Raw genomic sequence first — 26,393 nt, forward strand, 5'->3', positions numbered from 1 at the left:
TTTCGCTCTAAATCCGGCGTGCCAAAATAAAATCCGGGAGACGAAGATGGACGCCGCCGAACTCCGCGCGATGCAGGCCCCGATCAAGGAACGCTACAAGTCCGATCCCTCCGCCGCCGTCATCACCCTCAAGGCCAAAGGCTCGATCGACAATGAAGGCATCGCCTGCAAGGTCGAGACCGGCCGCGCGCTGGCGGTCGCCGGGCTCCATCCCGCCACCGGCGGCTCGGGGCTAGAGCTCTGCTCCGGCGACATGCTGCTGGAAGCGCTGGTGGCCTGCGCTGGCGTCACGCTGAAGTCGGTTGCCACCGCCGTCGAAGTGCCGCTGAAGAGCGGCATCGTCATCGCCGAAGGCGACCTCGATTTTCGCGGCACGCTCGGCGTCGACAAGGAGGCCCCGGTCGGGTTCGAAGAGATCCGCCTGCGCTTCGAGGTCGGAACCGACGCGCCGCAGGACAAGCTCGATCTGCTGCTCAAGCTCACCGAGCGCTACTGCGTGGTCTATCAGACCATCAGGAACGGCCCAAAAATCTCGGTGTCGATGAAGCGGGTGTGATCGCTTGCTTTCATCCTCCCCTGAAGGGGGAGGGTCGGCTCGCATGAGCGGAGCGAAATGCGAGACGGGGTGGGGTGATCTCTCCACTCGGGCACTGTTGGAGGTGGAGAGACCGTCACCCCACCCCGCCGCTCCTTCCAGTCGCGTCGACCCTCCCCCTCCAGGGGAGGGTATAAGGCTATCATGTCCCCCGAACTCACCTTCATCCTCACGCTCGGCCTGCGCATGGCGATCACCGCGGCGTTCGTGGTGACGGCTTCCATCGTCACCGAACGCTCGGGCCCGGTGATCGGCGCCCTGATCGCGACGCTGCCGATCTCGGCGGGGCCGTCCTACGTCTTCCTCGCGCTCGATCACGATGCCGCCTTCATCGCCGAAGGTGCGCTGGCGAGCCTGCCGATCAACGCCGCGACGATCTTCCTCGGCCTGACCTACGTCGTGCTGGCGCAGCGTCACGGCGCGCTGCTCAGCTGCCTCGCGGCGGTGGCGGTGTGGCTCGCGCTCGCCACCGTCATCCGCTCGGTGCAATGGTCGCTGGCCGGTGGGCTGATCGCCAATGTCATCGCCTACGCCATCTGCGTCCCGCTGCTCGCCCGCTATCGCCACGCCAAAATGCCGCCGATCAGGCGCCGCTGGTACGACATCCCGCTGCGCGCCTCGCTGGTCGCGACGCTGGTGGCGACGGTGGTCACGACGTCGAGCTGGGTCGGACCCAAAGTCAGCGGCATGATCGCGCTGTTCCCGATCGTGTTCACCTCGATGATGTTGATCCTGCATCCCCGCATCGGCGGCCCGCCGACAGCGGCCGTGCTCGCCAATAGCGCCTGGGGCTTGATCGGGCTTGGTATCGCGATCGCAGTGCTGCACGTCGCGGCGCTGCAGTTCGGTTCGGCGATGGGGCTAAGCCTGGCGCTGGCGACGTGTGTGGGGTGGAATCTCGGCCTATGGTGGCTCGGGCGGAGGAAGGCATTGCGAACTTAATCGTGCTTCGCCTGTGAATTCGATGTCCGCGGATGTCTCAACAGGAAGTCTGCCCTCGATCGCACTAGGGGACTCTGATCCGTTGACAGATGGGCGATTAGCGATCCCTCGTCAGGTATCTCCGACCGCACGGCGATCATCGCGTCTGCGGCGGCCTTCCTCACGAAGGGTGACTTGTCGCGGATGCCTGTTTTGACGAAGTCGGCAGAAAGACGATCTCGCTGAATGGTTCGCGTGTGCAGCACCGGCGTACGTCGTCGCAAGCCGTATACCTTGTCGATCCACATCCATTCGAAGCCGACGGGCCAGGTCGCTTTGCCGGAAATCAGGCATTTATAGGCGGCGGCTCTGACTGATGGTTGCACGGCGGCCTTTGCCAGCCGCGGGAGGTGCTGATCCATGCCGGGAAATCGCAAGGCATGGCGAAGACAGGCTGCGAGAGGACCGGTTGACTGCTCCTGCAGGCGGGTTGCTAGGGCGGCAAGGACGTCATCGCGCGTAAACACTAAGTCGAGGATATTTCCCTCGTCACGCCATCGGCCCCAGACAAAGCGCCGCTCGAGCAGGTATACGGCCGCATCGCCCGCAACGGCTGCTGCGATATCAGGCGCAACATGCTTGACGCATCGCTTCGCGGCCTGGCGAACCGGTTCAGCCCAGTCATTCAGTCGCCACGCCAAAGCCGCAAGGAAGAATGGCGAGGTCGGTGGTGTGGTTATGTGGTAGAGCGCCGCCTCCCTGAGGTAGCCGCTTGGGTGGAACAGGAACAGCCACGCGAGATCCGCATTTGCGGCGAGCAATTCTCGGTCAGATGGAAAGAGGACAGGTTTCGGCCAAAGCCGGTCCTTGATCCGCTGGAAAGAGAGGCTTGCTCGGTGAGTTGGGATGACTTGCCGCGGCCGCCGTTCCGGCTGCCACCAGCCGAGACCTGCGCGGGTCGCGATTTCCCCGCTGGCCCGTACGACTAGATGCGCCGGCAGCGCCGCGAGTTCGGTAAGGATGTCGTCCAATTCGCGCTTGGTCGCCGGTCGGGTGGCAAGAGCGGCAAGCTTGACCGAAAGCGATGGCGAGAGAATGGGCCGGGCAGGTGATGACATACCCCAGCTTGGCAGCATTCTCTGGTTGTTGGAAGCCGCGCTAGCCTACTTCGGCAATTTCGCCTTCAGCGCATACAACGCCTCCAGCGCCTCGCGCGGCGACATCTCGTCGGGATGCAGTGCCTTCACGGCTTCCATCAATAGCTCCGCCTCGCTCGGCGGCGCGGCTTCGGCGGCGGCGCGGGAGGGGACGGCGAACAGCGGCAGATCGTCGGCGAGTGCACGCGCGGTCTGCCCGCGGTCCTGGGCCTCGAGCTTCGCCAGCACCGACTTGGCGCGGGCGATGACGGCAGGCGGAAGGCCAGCGAGTTTCGCGACCTGAATGCCGTAGGAGCGGTCGGCCGAGCCGGGCAGCACTTCATGCAGGAACACGACGTCGCCCTGCCACTCCTTGACGCGCACCGTGGCGTTGAACATCCGCGCCAGCTTGGCGGAGAGCGCGGTCAGCTCGTGATAATGCGTGGCGAACAGCGCGCGGCAGCGGTTGGCTTCATGCAGATGCTCGATGGCTGCCCAGGCGATCGACAGGCCGTCAAAGGTTGCGGTGCCGCGGCCGATTTCGTCGAGAATGACAAGCGAGCGTTCGCTGGCCTGGTTCAGGATGACGGCAGTCTCGACCATCTCGACCATGAAGGTGGAGCGGCCGCGCGCGAGATCATCGGCCGCGCCGACGCGCGAGAACAGGCGATCGACGACGCCGATCCGCGCGCGCGACGCCGGCACGTAGGAGCCGATCTGGGCCATCAGCGCGATCAAGGCGTTCTGGCGCAGGAAGGTCGATTTACCCGCCATATTGGGACCTGTGATCAACCAGATCTGGCCGGATTTTTGCGTGGGCCCAGGCGAGAGGTCGCAGGCATTGGCGATGAACGTCTGGCCATCGCGTTTCAGCGCCTGCTCGACCACCGGATGCCGGCCGCCTTCAACGGCGAAACCCAGTGAGCCATCGACCTCGGGCCGCACGTAATTGTCGTCGACGGCGAGCTTCGCCAGCGCGGTCGCAACGTCGAGCAACGCGAACGCGTGCGCCGCGGCGCGCAAATCGTCGCTGGCGGCGAGCGCCATGGCACAGAGCCGCTCGAATATTTCCAGCTCCAGATTGAGTGCGCGGTCGCCGGCATTGGCGATCTTGGCCTCGATCTCGCCGAGTTCGGACGTGGTGAAGCGAACTTGCCCCGCCAGCGTCTGGCGATGGATGAAGGTTGCGTTGAGCGGCGGCGCCATCAGCTTGTCGCCGTGCTGGGCGGTGACCTCGATGAAATAGCCGAGCACGTTGTTGTGGCGGATCTTGAGCGCCTTGATGCCGGTGTCCTCGGCGTAGCGCGCCTGCATCGCGGCGACGACAAGACGCGAAGCGTCGCGCAGATTGCGGCTCTCGTCGAGCGCGGGCTCATAGTTCTCGCGGATGAAGCCGCCGTCGCGCTTGATCAGCGGCAGTTGTTCGGCGAGTGCGCGCTCGAACTCGCGTGCAAGATCGCGCGAAGGACGGCGCAAGGCTTCCATCACGGTAATGATTTCAGATGGCGGCGCTTCGAGCTGCGCAAGCCGCGCCAGCGCCTGGTCTGCGGCGAGGATGCCGTCGCGCAGGCCTGCAAGGTCGCGCGGGCCGCCGCGCCCAACCGACAGCCGTGCCAGTGCACGCGACATATCTGGGGCGGCGCGCAGCACGGTGCGGATATCATCGCGCGCCGCGCTATCGGCGACGAACGCCGCAATCGCATCCAGCCGCCGCGCGATTCCCGCGCTGTCGGTGAGTGGCGCCGCGAGCCGTTGCGCCAACAGCCGCGAACCGGCGGCCGTAACGGTGCAGTCGATCGCATCGAGCAGCGATCCGCGCCGTTCGCCGGCCAGCGTGCGAGTCAGTTCGAGGTTTGCGCGGGTGGCGGGATCGATCGCCATCGTGGTGCCGGCGGCCTCGCGTGAGGGCGGCGACAGCGGCGGGCGTTTGCCGACCTGGGTGCGGTCGATATAGGTGACGGCGGCGGCCGCCGCGGTCGCTTCGAGCCGTGACATCGCCGAGAGGCCGTCCATCGTCGCGACGGCGAAATAATCGCACAGCCGACGCTCGGCAGTGGCGCCGTCGAAAACGTCGCGGGTCAGCGGCGTCACCGACGGCAGTTCGCGCAGCAGCGGGCCGATGTCGGCATCGCCATAGAGAGCGTCGGTGACGATGGCCTCGTTCGGATTGATCCGCGCCAGCGTCGCCGCCAGTTCCGCGGTTAAGCATTCCGTGACCATGAACTCGGACGTGGAAATATCGATCCAGGCAAGCCCGATGCGGTCGCCGCCGGAGGAAGCGCGCGCACGAGCGATCGCCAGCAGATAATTGTTGGTGCGGGCGTCCAGCAGCGTGTCTTCGGTCAGCGTGCCCGGCGTCACCAGCCGGACCACGCCGCGGGCCACGACACTCTTGTTGCCACGGGCGCGCGCCGCGGCGGGATTCTCGGTCTGCTCGCACACGGCAACGCGATGGCCGGCATTGATCAGTCGATGCAGGTAATCCTCGGAGCGCTCCACCGGCACGCCGCACATCGGGATATCCGTGCCTTGGTGCTTGCCGCGTTTGGTCAGCACGATGCCGAGCGTTTTGGAGGCGATCTCGGCGTCCTCGAAGAACAGCTCGTAGAAATCGCCCATCCGGTAGAACAGCAGGAGCCCGGGGTGGGCAGCCTTGATTTCAAGGTATTGTTCCATCATCGGCGTGACGCGCGAAGATGCGTCAGTCGCCGGCGTGGCCTCGGGAGGAGCGGGGGCGGGGATGGATTGCTGGATCGTCATTGCGGGCGGCAAGCTACAAAATTTCGCCGTCCGGTCCTATTCCCTTACCCCCATTGTCAGAGTTTTCCACGCCCCACGCCGCATAATTGATCACGCCCGCATGCCGGGCATCCCGCCAGAGCACGACAGGAGCAGCATGCCTCAATTGACCTGCCGCGGGCACGCTCCTAAAACTCGCCAACAGTTCCGTAGGGCTCAACGCCTAAAGCACGGCATTCAGGGAGAGATTCTATGCGTGATGTATTCATTTGCGATGCCGTCCGGACCCCGATCGGCCGTTTCGGCGGCTCGCTCGCCAAGGTGCGCGCCGACGATCTGGCCGCGACCCCGATCAAGGCGTTGATGGCGAAGCATCCCAATCTCGACTGGTCGCAGGTCGATGAGGTGTTTTTCGGCTGCGCGAACCAGGCCGGTGAGGACAACCGTAACGTTGCAAGGATGGCGCTGTTGCTCGCGGGCATGCCGGAATCGGTTCCCGGCCAGACCCTCAATCGCCTCTGCGCATCGGGCCTCGACGCGGTCGGCGCCGCGGGCCGGGCGATTCGATCAGGCGAAATCGATTTCGCGATTGCCGGCGGCGTCGAATCCATGACCCGCGCGCCGTTCGTGATGGGCAAGGCGCCGGAAGCGTTCGCGCGCTCGGCCGACATCTATGACACCACCATCGGCTGGCGCTTCATTAACCCCTTGATGAAGGCGCAGTATGGCGTCGATGCGATGCCGGAGACCGGCGAGAACGTTGCCGAGGAATTCCAGGTCTCGCGCGCCGATCAGGACGCGATGGCGATCCGCTCGCAGCAGCGCGCGGGCGCGGCGATCGCGGCGGGCTATTTCGCCGAAGAGATCACGCCGATCCAGGTGCCCGGCGGCAAGGCCGGTCCCATCACCGTCGACAAGGACGAGCACCCGCGCCCTGAGACCACGCTCGAAGGTCTGGCCAAATTGAAGCCGATCGTGCGCAATCCCGGCACCGTGACCGCGGGCAATGCATCCGGCGTCAATGACGGCGCGGCGGCGATGATCCTCGCTTCCGAGGCTGCTGTGAAGAAGCACGGGCTGACGCCGCGGGCGCGCATCCTTGGGTTAGCCTCGGCCGCGGTGCCGCCGCGCATCATGGGCATCGGGCCGGTGCCGGCGACCAAGAAGCTGATGGAGCGGCTCGGCATCAAGATCTCCGACTTCGATTTGATCGAGCTCAATGAAGCCTTCGCCTCGCAGGGCATAGCCTGTCTGCGGCAACTCGGCGTCAAGGACGATGCCGACTTCGTCAATCCGCACGGCGGCGCGATCGCGCTCGGCCACCCGCTTGGCATGAGCGGCGCGCGGCTGGCGCTGACGGCAGTGCACGGCATGGAGAAGCGGGGCGGGAAGCTTGCCTTGGCAACCATGTGCGTCGGCGTCGGTCAGGGCGTTGCGGTCGCGATCGAAAAGATCAATTAAGACAACGATTTGGGAGGGCGAAAAATCGTCCTTTCCCAAATTAGTTATGTCATATAATGATCCTGGCGGCGCGGCTGACCGGCGCAACGCGAGGGAGGAATTCGTCATGACATTGGTCTATCCAGTGCAATCACTCGCAGCGCATCCGCCGCGGCTGTCTCCCGCCTACAAGAGCACGGTCAAGCGATCGCCCTCCAAGCCGTTGATTCCGATGCGGCACACGCTGTCGGAATTGACCGGGCCGGTCTACGGCCACGAGACCGTGCGCGCGAACGATCACGATCTCACCGTTCAGGGCAAGGGTGAGCCGCTCGGCGAGCGCATCATCGTGCACGGCCACGTGCTGGATGAAGACGGCCGCGGCGTGCCGAATACGCTGGTCGAACTCTGGCAGGCCAACGCCTGCGGCCGCTACGTCCACGTCGTCGATCAGCACCCGGCGCCGCTCGATCCGAATTTTACCGGCGCCGGCCGCACGCAGTCCGACGCGGAAGGTTATTACCGCTTCATCACCATCAAGCCCGGTGCCTATCCCTGGGGCAATCACCACAACGCCTGGCGTCCGGCGCACATCCACTTCTCGGTGTTCGGCCACTCCTTCGTCTCGCGGCTGGTGACGCAGATGTATTTCCCCGGCGATCCCCTGTTTCCGTTCGATCCGATCTTCAATTCGGTCACTGACGAAAAGGCGCGCAACCGGATGATCTCCGCGTTCGATCTGGAGAATACCAAGCCGGATTGGGCTCTGTGCTACCGATTCAACATTGTGCTGCGCGGGCGCAACGCCACGCCGATGGAGAACAAGTAAGTGTCCCAGACCAAGCCAGACGGGGTCACCCCGTCGCAGACCGTCGGTCCGTATTTCGCCTACGGCCTGACCTCGAACGGCAAGTACGACTGGAACGACGCCTTCAGCAACAACCTCGTCACGCCGGATACGTCGGGCGAACGCATTCGTGTCGAGGGGATGGTGTTCGACGGCGACGGCGTGCCGATTGTCGATTGCATGCTGGAGATTTGGCAGGCGGACGCGCAAGGGCGCTTGTCCGATCCGCAGGACAAGCGGGCACTGCCGAATTCCACCTTCAAGGGGTTTGGCCGCGTCGGCACCGATGCGAAGGGCGCTTACGCCTTCGACACCATCAAGCCGGGCGTCGTGCCCGATCCCGACGGTAAGCCGCAGGCGCCGCATATCGTGCTCGCAGTGTTTGCGCGCGGCATGCTGCTGCACCTCTACTCCCGGATCTATTTCGACGGTGAGGCCGCCAATGCCGCCGATCCGGTGCTGGCGCTGGTGCCGGCCGGTCGCCGCGCGACGCTGATCGCGACGCGGCAGCCGGGCAACGGCAACGCAGTGTATCGGTTCGACATCCATCTGCAGGGCGACAAAGAGACGGTGTTCTTCGACGTGTAGCCGCAATCGCATCGCGGACGAGGCTGAGCGACAGGCAAGACTTCGCACATGATGACGCTTCGCCAGGTCGAGGTGATTCGCGCCGTGATGGTCACCGGCACGATCGGCGGCGCGGCGCGGCTTCTGAACGTGTCGGCCCCCGGCATCAGCCGGCTGGTGAAATATACCGAGAAATCCCTGGGCGTGCGCTTCTTCCAGCGTCAGAACGGGCGCTACTTCCCGACGCCGGAAGCCCGCAACATTTTCGAGCAGATCAACGGCGTCTACGAGAAGATGGATGATCTCACCGAGATCATCTCCAAGATCGGCCGCGGCGATCTGTCCGAACTGCGCATCGGCTCGGTGCCGAGCATCTCGCAGGTGATGGTGCCGCGCGCGATCGAGCGGGTTCGCCGCCGCTATCCCGAACTGCGGATCGACATCAACATCCTCAAGATCGAGGAGGCCGTCGACTATCTGTTGCTGGGCCGCGGCGATTGCGTCGCCATGAGCTACCGGCTCGAGCATCCCGGCCTCGATTTCCTGCCGCTGGCATCGGGTGAATTGTTCTGCATCGTGCCGGCGGGGCATGAACTGGCCGGTTGCAAGCAGGTCTCGGCCAAGGAGATCATCCGCTATCCGCTGATCGGCATCGACCCCAACGATCCCTATGGGCGGATCATGGCGGAGATCTTCGCGCGCAACAAACTCGACTACGACATCACCATCCGCGCGCGTTTCGGCACCACGGTGTGCGCACTGGTCAAGGCGGGCCTTGGCATTGCCGTGATCGACCAGTTCACCGTCGCCCATGGCGGCTATCCCGGCGTCGAACTGTTGAAGATCGTCGAGCCGACCCGGTTCGACACCTACATCGCGGTGAAACGTGGTGCGCCGCTATCGCTGCACATCGAGCATTTCATCGAGTGCCTGCGCTCGGAAATGCGGGCAGTGGGGCCGGGCAAGGCGACGCCGCGAAAGGCCGATACCAGGCCCCGCAAAAAAATAACATGACGTTATCTATCCGGCATAAATGGGTAATTGTGTTAGGTCGGCAAAGCGCTATCGTTCGGCCGGATCGGGGCGTATCCCGGGTCGCCCGCTGCCGTTAATGCATTACGCCCGATGACGAGATCATGAGCCCTGCCGCCCGCCCCATCGCTCCGGCCGATCGCCGCTTCCTCACCGGCCTGATCGGCGCGCCGATCGCGCATTCGGCGTCGCCGGCAATGCATGAGCGAGCCGCCGAAGCGCTCGGCGCCCATTGCCACTACCAACTGATCGAGGTCGCAGGCGCCAGCCGCGAAGAGTTGAAGCTGCTGCTCGACGGCATGCGGCGGTTGGGTTTTGCGGGCGTCAACGTTACCTTCCCCTACAAGGAAGCGGTGGTTTCCCTGCTCGATGAATTGTCGTCAGGCGCGCGCGCGATCGGCGCGGTCAATACGGTCGTGGTCCAGGACGGCCGGCTGATCGGACACAACACTGACACGACGGGATTTGCCCGGGCGATCACCGAACTCGTCCGCGATCCCGTGCAGAGCCGCGTTGCCGTGATCGGCGCGGGCGGTGTCGGCAAGGCGATCGGCTTCGCGTTGGCGGAGACCGGGGTTAGCGAGATCCGGGTCTTCGATACCGACGCCGCCAAGGCAGCGCAACTTGTCGGCCAGATCGCGAATCGTGGCAGCGTGAGGGTTGCCGGCAGCGTCGAGGAAGCCATGCGCGGCGTCACCGGGGTCGTCAACGGCTCGCCGGTCGGCATGTTGCCGAACCGCGGCACGCCTGTGCCGGATTCACTGCTGCACAAGGACATGTGGGTAGCGGATGCAGTCTACACGCCGCTCTGGACGCCCCTGTTGAATGCCGCCAAGGCGAAGGGCGCCGAGGTCATGACGGGGCGAGAGCTCGCGATCTATCAGGCCGCGGACGCCTTCGAGCTGTTTACGGGGCTGAAGCCATCGGCCGTCGAGATGGGAAATGCATTCGACGCCGTGATGGCCAAACGCTACGCTAAAGTGAACGCAGCTTAACAACGCGGCCGGTCACAAGGTCGCGCATTGGATCAAAGAAGAGGGGATGGAAATGAGATCTGGATTTTTCGCAGGACTCCTGCTTGCGACCGTGTCGGCCGCAGCCGCATTCGCGCAAGGCGCACCGATCAAGCTCGCCAATGTCGCCGAACTGTCCGGCGGCGGCGCCACCGTCGGCAACAACTGGAAAAACGGCATCGACCTCGCGATCGAGGAAATCAATGCCAAGGGCGGCCTGCTCGGCCGCAAGCTCGAAGTCACGCATGCGGATTCGCAGTCGAATCCCGGCGTGGCGCGCGCGCAGGTGCAAAAGGCGCTCGACAATGAGCCCTACGTCCTGCTCGGGCCCGGCTATTCGGGCTCCGTCAAGGTCACCTCGCCGCTCGCTGCTGAAGCCGGTATCGCCCAGATCATGGGCGGCGAAGCTGCCGAACTGACGCAAGGCGGCAACAAGTTCCTGTTCCGCACCTCGTTCGGCCAGCAGTCCTCGATGCCGAAGGTCGCCAAATACATCAACGATGAGCTGAAGGCGAAGTCGGTCGCGGTCGTCTGGGTCAACAACGATTTTGGCAAGGGCGGCCGCGACGTCATCACCAAGGAATTCGCCAAGTACAACATCAAGGTCGCGGCTGACCTGTCCACGGAAGCGGGACAGGCCGACTTCGCCGCCGACGTCAGCAAGATCAAGGCCGCGGCGCCCGATGCCGTCTTCATCTACCTCAACGAGGAAGAAAGCGCGCGGATACTGAAGGAGCTGAAGCGCCAGGCGGTCACCGTGCCGCTGATGGGCGAGACCACGCTGGTCGGCCAGAAGGTTGTCGAACTCGCCGGCGATGCCGCCAACGGCGCGCGCGGCCATGTCGGCCTCACCACCGATGCGCCGGTCGATCTGGTCAAGGCCTTCAGGGAGAAGTTCGTCAAGAAGTACAATTACGTCCCCGATCATAACGGGCTGAAGGGCTATCTCGCGATCTACATGATCAAGGCGACCACCGATAAAATGGGCAAGGTCGATTCCAAGGCGTTCGCCGACACACTTCACGGCCTCACCATCAAGGCTGCGAACGAGCCCGGCATCCTGATGGACGTTACCTTCGACGCGAAGGGCGACATCGACCGCCAGGGATTTTTGGTCGAGATCGTCGAGGGCAAGCAGGTCGTCAAGCAGGTGCTGCCGAAACTTAATTGAACCGCGCGGGCGCGTGCGATTGAGCGCGTGCGCCCCGCTCAGCATAACGAAATCATTGGCGCCGTCCGTGCGTGACGGCTGAGGGGAGAAGCATGTCGAATCTGCTCGATCTTCTCGTGGCAGGTCTTGCGACCGGGGCGATCTATGCGCTTGTCGCGGTCGGGTTCACGCTGCTGTGGCAGACGTCGCAGACCATCAATTTCGCGCAGGGCGAGTTCGTGATGCTGCCGGCGTTCCTGATGCTGGCGGTGATGCATGCGGGCGCGCCGTTCTGGCTCGCCATCATTCTCGGCATCCTGCTGTCGCTGTTGCTGCTCGGGCTCGGTTTCAAGCTGCTGCTGGTCGATCCGATGCTCCGGCACGGCGTGCTGCCGCTTGCGATTGCGACCATGGCGCTGGCGATCGGCATGAAGGAAGCGGTGAAGCAGTTCTTCAGCGCCGAGGCCTCGCCATTCCCCTCCATCGTGCCGGCCGGTGACGTCTCGATCCTCGGCCGCGTGGTGTCGCTGCAGAGCCTCGGCGTGCTCGCGCTCGCGATTGCCGTGGTGATCGGCCTGACCATGCTGCTGAACCGCACGTCGATCGGTCACCAGATGCAGGCGACCGCGCAGAACCCGACGGTTGCCCGCATCATTGGCGTGCCCGTCGAACGCATGATCCTGCTGACGTTCCTGATCAACGCATTTCTGGTGGCGTTGGCCTCGCTTCTGATCACGCCGATTTATCTCGCAAAATTCTCCTCCGGCGAGGTGCTGGGGCAGGCGGCGTTCATCGCGGCGATCGTCGGCGGCTTCAACCAGGTGCGCGGCGCGATTGCCGGCGGGCTGCTGATTGGCGTGGTCGACAACCTGGCGGCGGCTTATGTGTCGACGCAGTATCGTGCCGCGGTGCCGCTGGTTCTTCTGATCGTCATCATCCTGTTCCGGCCGCAAGGCCTGCTCGGCCGGCCCGAGGAGCGCACGGTATGACCATCAACGGAAAATATCTGCGCATTGCTCTCGGCATCGCCGTTATCGCGGCGCTGATCATCGTGCCGATGAACTTCAACCGTTACGGCCTCTATATCCTGAGTCAGTGGGCGGTGATGACGATCGCCGCGATGGGGCTCAATCTGACACTCGGATATGCCGGCCAGGTCTCGCTGGCGCAGGGCGCGTTCGTCGGCATCGGCGCCTATGCGGCGGCGATCATGACCACACAGGGCATGCCGCTGATTGCGGCGCTCGGCGTCGCGATCGTGCTGTGCTTTGCGATCGGCTGGATCCTCGGCTATCCCGCCCTGCGCGTCCAGCATCACTATCTTGCCTTCGTGACGCTGGCCTTTTCGACGCTCGCGTTCCTGGTGTTCCGCAACGAGGACTGGCTCACCAAGGGCATCTACGGCATATCAAGTATTCCGCGGCCGAACGTCCTGGGATTCGCCACCAACCGGCCGCTGCCGTTCTATTATTTCTGCCTCGGCTCGCTCGGCGTCGTCTCGCTGGCGATGTGGTGGCTGATCCGCTCGCCCTGGGGCCGCGCCTTCGTGGCGCTGCGCGAAAACCCGGTGCGAGCGCTGTCGCTCGGCATCGACACAAGGCGCTATACGCTGATGGCGTTCGCGATCGGCTCAGCGCTTGGCGGTGTCGCGGGCACGCTCTATGCGCCGCTGACGCAATATATCGATCCGGTTCCGTTCAATCTCTCGCTATCGCTTGATCTCTTGATGATGGTGATCGTCGGCGGCTCCGGCTTCTTCTTCGGCCCGTTCCTCGGCGCCATGATCGCCGTGCTGCTGCCCGAATGGCTGCGCTTCACGCAGGGCTATTACCTGATGCTGTACGCGGTCGCCGTCATGCTGCTCCTGATCTATTCGCCGACCGGCATCCTCGGCATCCTCGACCGCTATCTGGCCGAGCGCCGCACCAAGGCGGCATCGGCACTGCGTGCGGTTACCAAATCCAGATTGGAGACGGCGCCATGACCGCGGTCCTTGAAGTCAGCGATATCAAGAAGAGCTTTGGGGGCATCAAGGCCGTCGATGGCGTCAGCTTCGACGTGCAGGAGGGCGAGATCCTCGGGCTGATCGGGCCGAACGGCTGCGGCAAGTCCACGCTGTTCAACTGCATCCTCGGCCAATTGGCGCCGACCGGCGGCGAGGTGAGGGTCGACGGCAAAGTCGTCACCGGGGTGCGGCCATCCGAACTGAATCGTCTCGGCGTCAGCCGCACCTTCCAGCTCCTGCAGGTGTTTCCGAAGCTGTCGGTGCGGGAGAATCTGATCCTCGCCGGGCAGGAGCATCAGGGCAACATGATGTCGCGGCTGTTCGGCCCGTCGGATGCCGGATTATCAGCGGCAGCCGACCAGATGATCGGCTTCTTCAAGCTGGATCATCTCGCGACCGAGGCCGCCGGCGGCCTGTCCTATGGCCAGCAAAAGCTGCTCGATGCCGCCATGGCGTTCATGGGCGGGCCGCGGCTGGTGTTGCTCGACGAACCCGCCGGCGGCGTCAACCTCACCATGCTCGGCGACCTCAAAGAGCGACTGGCGGCGATCAACCGCGAGAAGCGCGCCACCTTCGTCGTCATCGAGCACAACATGGAATTCGTGATGTCGCTGTGCACGCGCGTGATGGTGATGGCGGAAGGCAAGCTCTTGGCGATGGGCACACCCGCCGAAGTCCGCGCCAATCCCGCCGTCATCGAAGCCTATCTCGGCCACTAGAGGGATCGACCAATGAGCGATGCCATCCTCGATGTTCAAGGCCTCGTCGGCGGTTACGGCAAGATGACGATCCTCAACGGCACCAGCTTTTCAGTGCCGGCAGGCTCCATCACCACCGTCATCGGGCCTAACGGCGCGGGAAAATCCACCGTTTTCAAGGCGATCTTCGGCCTGCTCAAGCTGCGCGAAGGCAAGGTCGTCTTCAAAGGGCGCGACGTCACCGGGCTGAGCCAGCGCGAACTGCTCAATGCAGGCATCTGCTACGTGCCGCAGGGGCGCAACATCTTCCCCGAGCTGTCGGTGCGCGACAACATCCAGCTCGGCGCCGTCGTTGCGCGTGACATCACCGATCTGCCGGCCAGAATCGAGGCGGCGCTCGATAAATTTCCGGTGCTGCGCAAGAAGGCGACGCAGCAGGCATCCACGCTGTCGGGCGGCGAGCAGAAGCAGCTCGAAGTCGTCCGCGGCCTCCTGCTCAATCCGCAACTGGTGCTGATCGACGAGCCGTCGATCGGGCTCTCGCCGCTGATGGTGCAGCAGACCTTCAACATTCTGAAGAAATTGCGCGACCGCGGCGTGTCGATCCTGATGATCGAGCAGAACGCCCGCTCGGCGCTGGAGATTTCCGACTACGGCATTGTGCTCGAACTGGGACAGACCCGCCTCGTCGACAAGGCCGACCGCGTGCTGAACGATCCCCGCATCGGGCAATTATTCCTGGGCGGCGCCATGACGGAGACGGCCGCATGAACAAGCGCTCGATCGCAACCGTTTCGCTCAGCGGCGCGCTCGATGAAAAGCTGCGCGCGATCGCCGAAGCCGGGTTCGATGCCGTCGAGATTTTCGAGAACGATCTGCTGTCGTTCAACGGCAGCCCGCGCGACGTCGGCCGGATGTGCCGGGATCTCGGGCTGTCGATCTGCGCCTTCCAGCCGTTCCGCGACTTCGAGGGCATGCCGGAGCCGCAACGCGCCCGCAACTTCGCGCGTGCCGAGCGCAAGTTCGACCTGATGCGAGAATTGCAGACCGATTTGATGCTGATTTGCAGCAACATCTCGCCGGCTTCGCTTGGCGGTATCGATCGCGCCGCCGCCGATTTCCACGAGCTGGGCGAGCGGGCCGCCGCGCGGGGCTTGCGCGTCGGCTATGAGGCGCTCGCCTGGGGGCTTCATGTCAACGACTATCGCGATGCTTGGGAGATCGTGCGGCGCGCCGACCACAAATCGATCGGCGTCATCCTCGACAGCTTTCACGCGCTGGCGCCGTCGTTCCCGACGCTGCCGATCCAGTCGATCCCTGCCGACAAGATCTTTCTGGTGCAACTGGCTGATGCGCCGAAACTCGGCCTCGACGTGCTGTCCTGGAGCCGGCATTTCCGCTGCTTCCCGGGGCAGGGCGATCTGCCGGTCGCGCGTTTCGTGCAAGACGTGCTGGCCACCAGCTATGCGGGCCCGCTATCGCTGGAAATATTCAACGACCAGTTTCGCGCCGGCTCCGCGGTACGCACCGCGACCGATGGACTGCGCTCGCTGATCCTGCTCGAGGATGACGTTCGCGCTGCGGCGTCGAGCGGTCCGGCAGGGCCCTTGCCACCGAAAGCACACAGCCGTGGCGTCGGCTTCATCGAGTTCGCCGTCAGCGACGAAAAAGCCAAAAGCCTCGCCGCGATGTTCGGCCAGCTCGGCTTCCGCAAGACTGGCGCGCATCGCAGCAAGGACGTCGAACGCTGGTCGCAGGGCCATATTGACCTCGTGATCAATTGCGAACCCGACGGCTTTGCGCATTCGCACTTTGTCGCGCACGGCCCCGGCGTCTGCGCCATCGCTGTTGACGTGGATGATGCCGGCAGGACCATGGCACGGGCGGAAGCCTTGCAGGCGCGGACCTTCTATCAGCCGGTCGGGCCGGGTGAGCTGGAGATTCCGGCGATCCGCGGCGTCGGCGGCAGCCTGCTGTATTTCCTCGAAGAAGCCGGCAAGAACTGGGACCTCGATTTCGAATCGCTGCGCAGCGATGCGGCCAGCGACCGGCTCGATGCCGTCGATCATATCTCGCAGTCGATGCCCTATGACGAGATGCTGTCATGGCTGTTGTTCTACACCGGCATTCTCGATCTGGAGCGCCTGCCGCAGATGGAGATCGCGGACCCGGTCGGGCTGGTGCAGAGCCAGGCGCTGATCAATGGCAATCGGGGTCTGCGCATGGTGCTCAACGGCTCGTCAGCCACCCGCACGCTGTCGGCCCGCTTCATCCACGAATTCTTCGGTTCCGGCGTGCAGCATGTCGCGTTCTCCTGCGGCGATATTTTCGCGGCGATCGCCGACATGCGTGCGCGCGGTGCGGATTTCCTCAAGATCCCTGACAATTACTACGACGACATCGAAGCCAAGTACGGCCTCGATGCCGCCACCATGGCCGCGCTGCGCGACAACCAGATTCTCTACGACCGCGAAGGCGACGGCGAATTCTTTCAGGTCTATACCCATGCGTTCGACGAGCGGTTTTTCTTCGAGATCGTCGAGCGCCGCAACTATCACGGCTTCGGCGCCGCCAACGCCGCGATCAGGCTCGCGGCGCAGACCCGCGAATCGCGGCCGCTGACCATGCCCAAGGCGTGACTATCGGAATGGAAAACAAGAACACTGAGGGGAGGCGAGGCGATGTCGATCATGAAGGGGAAGGTCGTTGGCGCAACATTGCTGCTCGCGGCCTGCGGTTATCTCTCGCCAGCATCGGCCGATACGCTTTCCTGCGATGACGGTATCAAGACGGCGTTTCGCCCGGACGCCGACACGAAGGTCGTTGCAGTTCGCCTGGTGAAGAAGGGCGAGGAGCTGAAGGCAGTTGACGCGCCGCAGCCGATTACGGCTGCCGCTGATCTGTGCCTGGTCAAGCTATTGGTCGGCCCCGGCGCCACGGCGGAGAAGGACAGGAACGCGCGCTCCTGGTCCGAAGGTATCGGGATCGAGGTCTGGCTGCCGACGCAGGCCAATTGGAATGAGCGTATCCGCAATTACGGCGGCGGCGGATGGGTCGGCGGCGGTCATCGCTATGCGGACAAGATCGGCAGCAAGGTGCCGGCGATCGTCAATGCCAATATCGGATACGCCTCAGGCACCACGGACGCAGGCCAGCCCTGGTATCAGGATGGCTCGTTCGCATTTCTGTCCGACGGCAAGGTCAACGTGGAAGCGCTGCGCGATTTCTCGGTGCGCGCCATGGTGGAGCAGGCCGTCAAGACCAAGGCGCTGGTCAACCTCTACTACGGCAAGGCGCCGAAATATGCCTACTACGACGGCCATTCGCAGGGTGGCCGGCAAGGCCTGAAACTCGTGCAGGAGTATCCCGAGCTTTACGATGGCTACATGATCGCGCAGCCGGCGCTGAATATCGCGAAATTCGGGACGGCAGGGCTCTATCCGCAGATCGTGATGAAAACCGAACTCGGCTTCACGTCGGCGGACAAACCGAAGGCCACAGCCTTCGCCGCCAAGGTTGCCGCCGCCAACAAGCGCGCGGTGGCCGCCTGCGATAAGGCCGGCCTCGGGTTCCTGCTCGATCCCTTTGCCTGCGATTACAATCCCGCACGCGATGCCGACATGCTGTGCGCAGGCGAGGCCGGCGAGGGCGTCACCGGCAATAATGCCGATGGTGCGGCCTGCATGAGTCTCAAGGAGGCGAACGCGCTGAACCGGATCTGGTACGGCGCCACCAGCGATGGCAGTTTCGATGCCGCGCCGAGCGCCGAGGCGCGGTCCGGCAAATCGCTCGGCAAGAACCAGCTCTGGTGGACGTTCACCAAAAGCACCGGCATCGCTAACCTGATCACCAGCGCCTCCTCCTACGGCGTCGCTCTGGCGCTGCAGGATGTCAGCTACGCTCCTGACGCCAGCACGTCGTCAGGCGAACCCATCACGAACGCCTCGACCAATATGCGCAATAAATGGCTGGAGCTTGATTACGCCGGGCTCGCCGATGCCGTGAACAAGGGCGTCGCGCTGCAGCCGACGTTGTTCAGCGACCTCATCACCGACAAGGCGGACCTCGCGAAACTGCGCGATCTCGGCCGCAAGGTCATCGTCTACACGGGCCTCGTCGACGATGCGATCCCGCCGGCCGGCAACATCAATTATCACGAGCGCGTGGTGGCGGCGATGGGCGGGCATGCCGAGGTGCAGAAGTTCATGCGGATGTATCTCGTGCCGGGATCGGCGCACTCTTCGCAAGGGAGGGCCTATACCGTCGGCGGCAAGAACGACAGCGTGCCGTTGCCGAAGCTGCCGGGCAATGCCAATCAGACACCGACACGCGAGCAGGACCAATTCTTCACGGCTCTGATCGACTGGGTCGAGAAGGGCACCGCGCCCGGCGAAATCCTGCTGACGTCGCGTGACAACAGCCTGAGCTATCCCGTCTGCGTCTATCCGCTGCGGACGAACTGGAACGGCAATGGAGATGCAAAGCAGGCCTCGAGTTATAGCTGCCGGTAGCTGCCCTTGCGCCGCCCACGATTATCCGAGATCTCGCCCGGGTACGACGTCGTCGTGATCGGCGCCGGAGCCGCCGGCATGTCGGCTGCGCTTTTTTCCGCCATTCGCGGCGCGAAAACGCTGCTGGTCGAGAAGACCGGCTTTGTCGGCGGCACCTCCGCATGGTCGGCCGGATCGATCTGGATACCCAATACGCGCCATGCATCGGCCGCCGGCGCGATCGATAGCGTGGCGAACGTCGAAAAATATCTGCAGCAGATCATTGGAAACCATGCCGACGTTGCGCTGCGCGCCGCCTTCCTGAAGGCGGGTCCCACGGCAGTCGAGGTTCTGGAAAATCATTCCGAAGTGAAGTTGCGGGCCTATGCTCGTCATCCCGACTATCGCTCCGAGCTTGAGGGCGCGGCGTTCGCCGGGCGCGCGCTGGAGCCGTTGCCATTCGACGGGCGTTTGCTTGGCGAGGCGTTCCCGCTGGTTCGACCGCCGCTCCCGGAGTTCACGTTGCTTGGCGGAATGATGGTCGACAGGACGGATATCGGTCATCTGTTGTCGTCAACGAGGTCCGTCAAATCGTTGTGGCACTCTACCAAGCTCTTTGCGCGCTACGCACGCGACAAAGCGAGCCATGGCAGGGGCACACGGCTCGTAATGGGGAATGCGCTGGTCGGCCGGCTACTGTATTCATTGATGCGTCAGGGTGTAGATATCCTGACAGGCGCATCGCTTGCGAAGATCATCCGGAAACCTGACGGTGCCGTTACGGCGGCCGGTTTGATCTCGGAGGGAGTATCGCGCGAGATCGTCGTCAACGGCGCGCTGATTCTGGCGGGAGGCGGTTTCAACCGCCATGCCGAGCGACGCCTCGCCGCGCTTGGAACCGAGTCCGGATGGTCGTCCGTCGCGCCGGGCTCGAGCGGCGATGCGCAGGACAAGGCCCTTGAGATCGGTGCGCGCCTCAGCGAGCGCGATGTCAGCCCTGCATTCTGGGCGCCCGCATCGATCCGGCGGCGGCGCGACGGATCACAAGCGGTCTTTCCGCACTTCGTGCTCGACCGTGCCAAACCGGGGACGCTGGTTGTCGACAGCAACGGGCGTCGGTTCGTCAATGAAGCGATCTCCTATCACCAGTTTGCGCTGGAGATGTTGGCAAAGGGAAAGTCGGCCATTCCGGCGTTTCTGATCGCGGATGCGGTTTCAGTCCGAAAATATGGTCTTGGCATGGTGCGTCCTAGTGGCTGGGGCGCCAGAGCTGCTGTCGCCGACGGCTATCTCAGCGTCGCTGACACCATCGAGCAGCTAGCGCTACGACTGCACATCGATCCCGGTCAATTGCGCGCGACGGTCGACAGGATGAATCTGCATGCGCAAACCGGTCTTGATCCCGAATTCGGCAGGGGAAGCACGGTGTATCAGAATCACAACGGTGATGCGTCTGCGGGCGGGGCCAATCCCAACCTTGGCCGCATCGCGTCGGCCCCCTTCTATGCGGTCCGGCTTTATCCTTCCGATATCGGTACCTCCTGCGGACTTGTTACGGACGAGCTTGCCCGCGTTCTAGATGCCGGCAATCGGCCCATTGCTGGCCTCTACGCTTGCGGAAATGACATGCAGTCGATCATGGGTGGAACCTACCCCGGACCGGGGATCACGCTCGGGCCAGCGATCGCGTTTGCCTATATCGCGGCGTCGGACGCCGCTCGGCGCTTGGGCGTCGAATGACGCCGTCGTTTTCGCTTGCCGCGCTTATCGCGCTCGAACTTGCACCATGCGAATTGATCTGCATCTCCGCCGCAGCTATCCCGTCTCGTCTATCCGCTGCGGACGACGTGGAATGGCAACGGAGATGCAAAGCAGGTTTCGAGCTATAGCTGCCGGTAGGCCGGCGGGTTAGGATCGTGTCGTCGGTAGCGGCCTCAGTACCGGATTGAACATGATCGAACCCAAGGAAAGCGCGAGCAAAGCGCGCGAAGTGCTGGGCCTGCTCGGCTTCCTGTGTGTGGCCACAGCCCAGGTCTCGAACATGATCCTGGCGCGCGGCGTTGCCGGCAGCGTACCGCCGTTCTCGATCGCCTTCTTTCGCTGGAGCATCGTCGCGCTCGGCCTGTTGCCGGCCATCGTGATGGCATTGCGGGAAAGGCCCGGCGTGTTGCAGGGGCAGACGCTCGGCATCGCGGCGGCGGGCTTTCTCGGCATGTTCGTGTGCGGCGGCCCGGTTTATCTCGCCGGCGTTACGACCTCGGCGATCAACCTGGCGCTGATCATGGCGCTCGCGCCGCTCGCAGTACTGCTGTTCTCTTTCATGTCCGGCCAGGAACCCATTCATCGAAGCCAGATCATAGGCATGCTGCTCTCGCTGGCCGGCGCGGCCTTGATCATTACCAAAGGGCAGGCAGCCGTCGGCGCTGGCGTGGTAACCGGCGACCTGCTTGCGCTGATGGCGATGCTGGGTTGGGCGGGGTACACCCTGCTGCAGAATCGTGTCGGCAGCGGTGTGAGCTTTCTGGCGCGGATCGGCCTGTTCGCGGCAGCGGGCGCGCTGTTCTCGTTGCCCTTCGCCATCCACGAAATGTGGACCGCGCCGGCCGCCGCGTTCAACGGGCGTGCGGCGCTGGTGTATTTGTTCGCAGGATTGGTCCCCGGGCTTTTTGCCTATTCGGCCTATGCCTATCTCGGCGCGAAATTCGGCGCGGTGTCGACTTCCCTGAGCCTTTATCTCGGACCGATCGTCAGCGCGGTGCTGTCGATCCTGTTTCTCGGGGAGGCGCCTACCATGATCCATCTGATCGGCGGCGCACTGTCGCTCGGCGGCATGTGGTTGAGCCTGCAGGCGAAGCAGAGCGGATCACCATCCTAACGCGACGTCGGCGGCTGCCCGGAAATTTATCAAGGCATCTTCGCGCTCGATGCGCGTCGCCGATTTCACCTGACGAGTCGCTCTCTTTGTCGCGCCGTTCCGCGTGGCCGTCATAACGGCGGCCTTTGGCATCGACTTGACAATAAATGATCGGTTATATAACGTATTTGTTATATAGTAGATTTGAGATGGACGATGTCAAATCTCGATGCCGCCTTTTCCGCCCTGGCTGACCCAACTCGTCGCGCAATCCTGGCGCGTCTCGCGTTGGGCGAGGCCACCGTCATGGAGCTGGCCGAGCCGTTCGAGATGACGCAACCCGCCATCTCCCGACATCTCAAGGTGCTCGAGGGTGCAGGCCTCATCCTCCGCCGGGTCGAAGGCACGAAGCGGCCGTGCCGGCTGGCGCCGACGGCCGTTGCCGAGATCGACCAATGGCTCGGGATGCTGCGCCAGGCCCTGAGCGCGAACTACAACCGGTTGGACGACGTTCTGGCCGCCATGAAAACCGAAGAGTGAAAGGCAGTCCGATGAGCAAGTTGACGCTGAAGACCGAAGGCGACACCCACGTCGTTGTTACCAGGCATTTCGCCGCCACGCCGGAGGCTGTTTATCGCGCGCACACCGAACCCGCGCTGATCCAGAAGTGGCTGCTAGGTCCGGAGGGCTGGACGATGCCGGTCTGCATCAACGAGGCGCGCCCCGGCGGCAAGATCCGGTACGAATGGAGCGACGGCAAGGGCGGCGGCTTCTATCTGACCGGAGAGTTTATCGAGACCGTGCCGTTCACCCGGCTCGTGCACGTCGAACGGATGCATCTGCCCGACCCGACACCGGACAATCATGTCGAAACGAATTTTGCCCCCGATGGCACCGGCACATTGATGACCATGCGAATGACGCTGCCTGATGCTGCGACGCGCGCCGCGATGCTGGCGACCGGCATGGAAGATGGAATGGAAGCGAGCTACGCGCGGCTTGACGCACTATCTATCCCGGCGCGGCAATAACGAAACCGCGCGCGGACGGCTACTCCATCGCCGCGTGATCCGGCGCGACCGACTGTTCGCGTAAGGTGGCCTTGGTCGAGCCGATCATGATGGCGAGCGGGATGGCGCAGGCGGTGAAGATCATCACGAGCTGGTAGTCGTGGGAGAACGCGATGATCTGCGCCTGCACCTTGACCATCATATCAGCCATGGCGCGGCCCTTGTCTGTGGCGAGATCGATCATATCGCGCACGCCCGGCATCTGCAGGGCGTGATTGAACGGATTGATATTCTCCGACAGTACTGCGTAGGTGTAGCGCGTGCCCTGCGTCAGTTGCGCGATCACCAGCGAGATCCCGATCGAACTGGCGACATTGCGCATCAAGGTCAGCATCGAGGTGCCGTCGGTGCGCAGATGATTGGGAAGCGTCAGGAACGCCACCGTGGAAAGCGGCACGAACACCAGGCCGAAGCCAAAACCCTGGACCACGCTGATGATCACGATCTCGGTCGCGCCGGTCTGGTCGGTCCAACCCGTCATGTAGAACAGCGACAGGCAGGTGATGCCGAGGCCGGAGACGATCAGCGTTCGCGCCTCGATATGGTTCATCATGCGGCCGACCAGCATCATCGCCACGAACGTGCCGCAGCCGCGGCTCGCCAGCAGAAGCCCGGCGGTGATGATGGGATAGCCGATCACATTCTGCAGGAACGGCGAGGAAAGGGCCATGGTGGAAAACAGCACCAGCCCCATCACGGCCATGAATACGCAACCGGCGACGAAATTCTTGTCCTTGAACAGCGCGAACTGGATGAACGGATGTTGCGTCGTCAGCGAATGCGCCAGGAAATAATAGAAGCCGATGGCGGCGACGATGAATTCGGCGATGATCTCGTTGGACTCCAGCCAGCCGAGCTGCTCGCCGCGGTCGAGCGCGAGCTGCAGTGCGCCGATGGCGACCGCCAGTGCGGTGAAGCCGAACCAGTCGAACCGCAGCTCGAGGTCCTTCCTGGTCTCGTCCATGAAGATCACAAGGCCGAGCACGGTGATGACGCCGAACGGCAGGTTGACGAAGAACACCCAATGCCAGGAATAGGTCTCGGTCAGCCAGGCGCCGAGCGAGGGACCCATGATCGGCCCCATCATCACGCCCATGCCCCAGATCGCCATTGCTTTGGCGCGTTCGTGCAATGCGTAGGAATCGAGCATCACCGCCTGGGACAGCGGCACCAGCGCTGCGCCGAACACGCCCTGCAGCAGGCGGAATACCACCATCTGGGTGATGTCCTGCGCCAGCCCGCACATCACTGAGGCGACGGTGAAGCCGGCCGAGCAGACGATGAAGATGCGCTTGCGGCCGAAGCGGTTGGCGATCCACCCGACCGGCGCGGTCATGATCGCGGCGGCGACGATGTAGGAGGTCAGGACCCAGTTGATCTGGTCCTGCGAGGCCGACAGCGTGCCCTGCATGTAGGGCAGCGCGACGTTGGCGATGGTCGTGTCCAGCGCCTGCATGATGGTCGCTGTCATAGCGCAGATCGTCACCATGTTCCGGCGCAGGCCGGGAACGGCAGCCGATGGTGCGCCCGTCGTCATGGCGTTATTCGGGGTCCTGGTTCGCCACCGCCGGCGACATGCCGAGCAGGGCGGGCAACGAACGGCGATGGTTGGTGTCGATCGTGGCGTAGACGCTCATGCCGGCCTTCAGCTTGCGGACGAACTTGTCGTTCTTGTCGAAATAGATCCGCACCGGCACGCGCTGCACCACCTTGACGAAGTTGCCTGACGCGTTCTGCGGCGGCAGGATCGCGAATTGCGCCCCGGTGCCGGGCGAGAGCGACCCGACCGTGCCCTTGAACGGGTGATTGGGGAACGCATCGACCTCGAGCTTAACGGACTGGCCGACCGCGACATGGGTGAAATCGGATTCCTTCGGGTTGGCGTCGACCCAGGGGTTCGACGTGTCGATGATGCTGAACACGGGTGTGCCAGCGGTAACGAAGCGGCCGAGCTGAATCTGCTCGACCTGGGTGGCGATACCGGCCATCGGCGCGCGCATCACGGTATGATCGAGATTGCGCTGGGCCTGGTCGAGCGCCGCCTTGGCCTGGGCATAGGGCGGGAATTCGCCGAGCGGCAGGTCTGGATTGCCGAGCAACTGCGCTTTTGCGGTCGCGATCTTCTGCTGCAGCAACTGATATTGCGCGCTCGCGGTAACAAGGGCGGTCGATGCATTGTCGAGGTCGAGCTGCGAGCCGAAATTATTCTTCACCAGCGCCGACTTGCGTTCGACGTCGCGCCGCTTCAGGTCCATGCCCTGCTGCGACAGCTCGCTCATCTGGCCGTAGATCTTGAGGTCGGCGATCAGATTATCGTAGGTGACGTTCGCCTGCGCGAGGTTGGCCTTGGCCTGCGCGACGGCGAGGCGGAACGGGACGGGATCGATCTCGAACAGCACGTCGCCCGGACCAACCTGCTGGCCCTCCTTCACCACGACCTTTTCGATCTTGCCGGAGATGTCGGGCGTGATCAGGACCTTTTGCGCACCGACATAGGCATCGTCGGTGGTCACGTAGCGGCCGCCGTTGAGATAGAACGTCACTCCGGCCACCAGCGCGACCAGCGGCAGCACGACGAGCAGCAGGAAGCGGCGATAGCGACGCAGGCCGGCCAACAGGCGGCGGCGCGGCTCGGCGGCAAGTTTGGTTCGCGGCGATGCCGGACTGTTCTTCAGCTCGGGCGGGAATTTGAGCACGGGATCAGCCATAACGCTGCTCCTTTCGTGGAGATTCGTTCGCAGGATTCTGGATCGCGTTGCGAACGTTCTCCTTGATCAGGTCGAGTTGGTCGAGCAGGCGGTGCGCATCGGCAGGGTTGATGCCATCGAGCGCGGTCGCCGTCAGTTCGGAGCGCAGCCCGGCAAGCTTGCCGAGTAACGGACGCGCGGCCTTGCGCAGATAGAGACGGTTGACGCGGCGGTCGTTCTCGTCACCGCGGCGCTCAATCCAGCCATTGTCGCAGAGCTTGTCGATCAGCCGCGTCAGCGTGATCGGCTGCATCTCCATCTGTTCGGCGAGTTCTGATTGCTTCAGGCCCTCGGTCCGTTCGACCTTGGCCAGAACAGCCCATTGCGCGCGGGTGATGCCGTAGCGCGCCGCCTGCCGGTCAGCATAGGCGCGCATCATCCGCTGCACCTCGCCGAGCGTAAACAGGAAATTCATGTCCACCGAACCGCGCATCGCCCTCAGCCTCCTAAGCTAGCGATATAATAAGCTTGCTTATGAATTCCGCATGCCGAGTTAACAATGGCCTGATCCGCTTCCAGCACATGGCTGGGAACCAGCGGAAGCCGGGCTTTGGGATTGGCCGTCAGAAGTGCTACAAAAGGTTGAGATGAGCCTGACAAAGCCAACGTTTCCCGCGCCCGATCACGATCACGGCCGCTGCACTGCGGAAGCGATCGCCCATGCCGAACAGGTTTGCGCGCGCCGGGCACAGAAATTCACGCCGATCCGGCGCCAGGTGCTGCAGGCGCTATTGTCGAGCCACCGCCCGCTCGGCGCCTATGAGGTGATCGACGAACTCGCCAAATCGATGCCGCGCCCGGCGCCGATCACGGTGTACCGCGCGCTCGATTTTCTGATGGAAAACGGCCTCGTCCACCGCATCGAAAGCCGCAACGCGTTCCTCGCCTGTGCGCATGACCATGACGAGACCTCGATGGTAGCATTCTTGATCTGCGAGCTCTGCGGCTCCGTCGGTGAAATTCCAGCGGCCCCGGTCGCGCAAAGCGTCAACGCGGCGGCGCGCGCCTCGGGTTTCGCGCCAAAGCTCTCCGTCGTCGAGATCGCCGGCACCTGCGCCCATTGCCAGAAATAAAGAACACGGCGCCAAG

Annotated in this window: 24 protein-coding genes; 19 read left to right on the forward strand and 5 right to left on the reverse strand. The window is 63.7% G+C overall.

Annotation, left to right across the window (positions count from 1 at the left end):
* Positions 1–46 precede the first annotated feature (46 nt).
* Entirely contained in the window at positions 47–556 is a 510-nt protein-coding gene (locus ACH79_RS12085) for an OsmC family protein (protein WP_161851218.1), read from the forward strand.
* A 183-nt stretch (positions 557–739) separates the two neighbouring features.
* Positions 740–1,537, forward strand: coding sequence for a hypothetical protein (locus ACH79_RS12090; RefSeq protein WP_161851219.1), 798 nt, complete (start codon positions 740–742; stop codon positions 1,535–1,537).
* Here the strand turns inward: ACH79_RS12090 and ACH79_RS12095 are convergent.
* Together ACH79_RS12095 and mutS are read right to left on the reverse strand one after the other, a co-directional pair.
* Positions 1,534–2,652 (reverse strand): hypothetical protein, encoded by a 1,119-nt coding sequence (locus ACH79_RS12095; RefSeq protein ID WP_161851220.1) that lies wholly within the window; start codon positions 2,650–2,652, stop codon positions 1,534–1,536. The two genes, ACH79_RS12090 and ACH79_RS12095, sit on opposite strands and share 4 nt — an antisense overlap.
* Before the next feature lie 27 nt (positions 2,653–2,679).
* Positions 2,680–5,412 carry a DNA mismatch repair protein MutS gene (mutS, locus tag ACH79_RS12100; protein ID WP_161851221.1) on the reverse strand — a complete coding sequence of 911 codons (2,733 nt, stop codon included), beginning with the start codon at positions 5,410–5,412 and terminating at the stop codon, positions 2,680–2,682.
* 231 nt (positions 5,413–5,643) lie between these two features.
* Here mutS and pcaF point away from each other — a divergent pair, with 231 nt between their 5' ends.
* From pcaF to ACH79_RS12180, 16 genes are all read left to right on the forward strand, one after another.
* Positions 5,644–6,852 carry a 3-oxoadipyl-CoA thiolase gene (gene pcaF, locus ACH79_RS12105; RefSeq protein ID WP_161851222.1) on the forward strand — a complete coding sequence of 403 codons (1,209 nt, stop codon included), beginning with the start codon at positions 5,644–5,646 and terminating at the stop codon, positions 6,850–6,852.
* A 106-nt stretch (positions 6,853–6,958) separates the two neighbouring features.
* Positions 6,959–7,660, forward strand: coding sequence for a protocatechuate 3,4-dioxygenase subunit beta (gene pcaH, locus ACH79_RS12110; RefSeq protein ID WP_161851223.1), 702 nt, complete (start codon positions 6,959–6,961; stop codon positions 7,658–7,660).
* The gene (gene pcaG / locus ACH79_RS12115; RefSeq protein WP_161851224.1) at positions 7,661–8,266 is read left to right on the forward strand and encodes a protocatechuate 3,4-dioxygenase subunit alpha; all 606 of its coding nucleotides are present in this window, start codon (positions 7,661–7,663) and stop codon (positions 8,264–8,266) included.
* Between the two features lie 48 nt (positions 8,267–8,314).
* Positions 8,315–9,259 (forward strand): LysR family transcriptional regulator, encoded by a 945-nt coding sequence (locus ACH79_RS12120; protein ID WP_161851225.1) that lies wholly within the window; start codon positions 8,315–8,317, stop codon positions 9,257–9,259.
* Positions 9,260–9,381: 122 nt separating this feature from the next.
* Positions 9,382–10,272, forward strand: a complete 891-nt coding sequence (locus ACH79_RS12125; RefSeq protein ID WP_161851226.1) for a shikimate dehydrogenase — start codon at positions 9,382–9,384, stop codon at positions 10,270–10,272.
* A gap of 52 nt (positions 10,273–10,324) precedes the next feature.
* Positions 10,325–11,461 carry an ABC transporter substrate-binding protein gene (locus ACH79_RS12130; RefSeq protein WP_161851227.1) on the forward strand — a complete coding sequence of 379 codons (1,137 nt, stop codon included), beginning with the start codon at positions 10,325–10,327 and terminating at the stop codon, positions 11,459–11,461.
* A gap of 92 nt (positions 11,462–11,553) precedes the next feature.
* Positions 11,554–12,429 carry a branched-chain amino acid ABC transporter permease gene (locus ACH79_RS12135; RefSeq protein WP_161851228.1) on the forward strand — a complete coding sequence of 292 codons (876 nt, stop codon included), beginning with the start codon at positions 11,554–11,556 and terminating at the stop codon, positions 12,427–12,429.
* Positions 12,426–13,424: a branched-chain amino acid ABC transporter permease gene (locus ACH79_RS12140; protein WP_161851229.1), complete on the forward strand. Its 999-nt coding sequence runs from the start codon at positions 12,426–12,428 to the stop codon at positions 13,422–13,424. The genes ACH79_RS12135 and ACH79_RS12140 overlap by 4 nt, the downstream gene beginning before the upstream one ends.
* The gene (locus tag ACH79_RS12145; RefSeq protein ID WP_161851230.1) at positions 13,421–14,164 is read left to right on the forward strand and encodes an ABC transporter ATP-binding protein; all 744 of its coding nucleotides are present in this window, start codon (positions 13,421–13,423) and stop codon (positions 14,162–14,164) included. Before ACH79_RS12140 ends, ACH79_RS12145 begins: the two co-directional genes overlap by 4 nt.
* 12 nt (positions 14,165–14,176) lie before the next feature.
* Positions 14,177–14,914 (forward strand): ABC transporter ATP-binding protein, encoded by a 738-nt coding sequence (locus tag ACH79_RS12150; protein ID WP_161851231.1) that lies wholly within the window; start codon positions 14,177–14,179, stop codon positions 14,912–14,914.
* The gene (locus ACH79_RS12155) at positions 14,911–16,782 is read left to right on the forward strand and encodes a bifunctional sugar phosphate isomerase/epimerase/4-hydroxyphenylpyruvate dioxygenase family protein (protein WP_161851232.1); all 1,872 of its coding nucleotides are present in this window, start codon (positions 14,911–14,913) and stop codon (positions 16,780–16,782) included. Before ACH79_RS12150 ends, ACH79_RS12155 begins: the two co-directional genes overlap by 4 nt.
* Before the next feature lie 42 nt (positions 16,783–16,824).
* The gene (locus ACH79_RS12160; protein ID WP_161851233.1) at positions 16,825–18,654 is read left to right on the forward strand and encodes a tannase/feruloyl esterase family alpha/beta hydrolase; all 1,830 of its coding nucleotides are present in this window, start codon (positions 16,825–16,827) and stop codon (positions 18,652–18,654) included.
* Positions 18,655–18,732: 78 nt separating this feature from the next.
* Positions 18,733–20,373: an FAD-dependent oxidoreductase gene (locus tag ACH79_RS12165; protein ID WP_161851234.1), complete on the forward strand. Its 1,641-nt coding sequence runs from the start codon at positions 18,733–18,735 to the stop codon at positions 20,371–20,373.
* 211 nt (positions 20,374–20,584) lie between these two features.
* Positions 20,585–21,508, forward strand: coding sequence for a DMT family transporter (locus ACH79_RS12170; protein WP_161851235.1), 924 nt, complete (start codon positions 20,585–20,587; stop codon positions 21,506–21,508).
* A gap of 195 nt (positions 21,509–21,703) precedes the next feature.
* Positions 21,704–22,027 (forward strand): metalloregulator ArsR/SmtB family transcription factor, encoded by a 324-nt coding sequence (locus tag ACH79_RS12175; RefSeq protein WP_161851236.1) that lies wholly within the window; start codon positions 21,704–21,706, stop codon positions 22,025–22,027.
* Positions 22,028–22,038: 11 nt separating this feature from the next.
* The gene (locus ACH79_RS12180; protein ID WP_161851237.1) at positions 22,039–22,518 is read left to right on the forward strand and encodes an SRPBCC domain-containing protein; all 480 of its coding nucleotides are present in this window, start codon (positions 22,039–22,041) and stop codon (positions 22,516–22,518) included.
* A 19-nt stretch (positions 22,519–22,537) separates the two neighbouring features.
* On the opposite strand, the gene ACH79_RS12185 is transcribed toward ACH79_RS12180, so the two are convergent.
* Genes ACH79_RS12185 through ACH79_RS12195 form a run of 3 tightly spaced genes read right to left on the reverse strand, consistent with a single transcriptional unit; the run spans position 22,538 to position 25,737 of the window.
* Positions 22,538–24,094 carry an MDR family MFS transporter gene (locus tag ACH79_RS12185; RefSeq protein WP_161851238.1) on the reverse strand — a complete coding sequence of 519 codons (1,557 nt, stop codon included), beginning with the start codon at positions 24,092–24,094 and terminating at the stop codon, positions 22,538–22,540.
* Between the two features lie 4 nt (positions 24,095–24,098).
* A complete protein-coding gene (locus ACH79_RS12190; protein WP_161851239.1) occupies positions 24,099–25,265 on the reverse strand; it encodes an HlyD family secretion protein in 1,167 nt (388 codons plus the stop codon).
* The gene (locus ACH79_RS12195) at positions 25,258–25,737 is read right to left on the reverse strand and encodes a MarR family winged helix-turn-helix transcriptional regulator (RefSeq protein WP_161851240.1); all 480 of its coding nucleotides are present in this window, start codon (positions 25,735–25,737) and stop codon (positions 25,258–25,260) included. The genes ACH79_RS12190 and ACH79_RS12195 overlap by 8 nt, the downstream gene beginning before the upstream one ends.
* A gap of 154 nt (positions 25,738–25,891) precedes the next feature.
* Here ACH79_RS12195 and ACH79_RS12200 point away from each other — a divergent pair, with 154 nt between their 5' ends.
* Positions 25,892–26,377, forward strand: a complete 486-nt coding sequence (locus tag ACH79_RS12200; RefSeq protein ID WP_161851241.1) for a Fur family transcriptional regulator — start codon at positions 25,892–25,894, stop codon at positions 26,375–26,377.
* Positions 26,378–26,393: the final 16 nt, after the last annotated feature.

This window comes from Bradyrhizobium sp. CCBAU 051011, assembly GCF_009930815.1.
Taxonomy (GTDB): domain Bacteria; phylum Pseudomonadota; class Alphaproteobacteria; order Rhizobiales; family Xanthobacteraceae; genus Bradyrhizobium.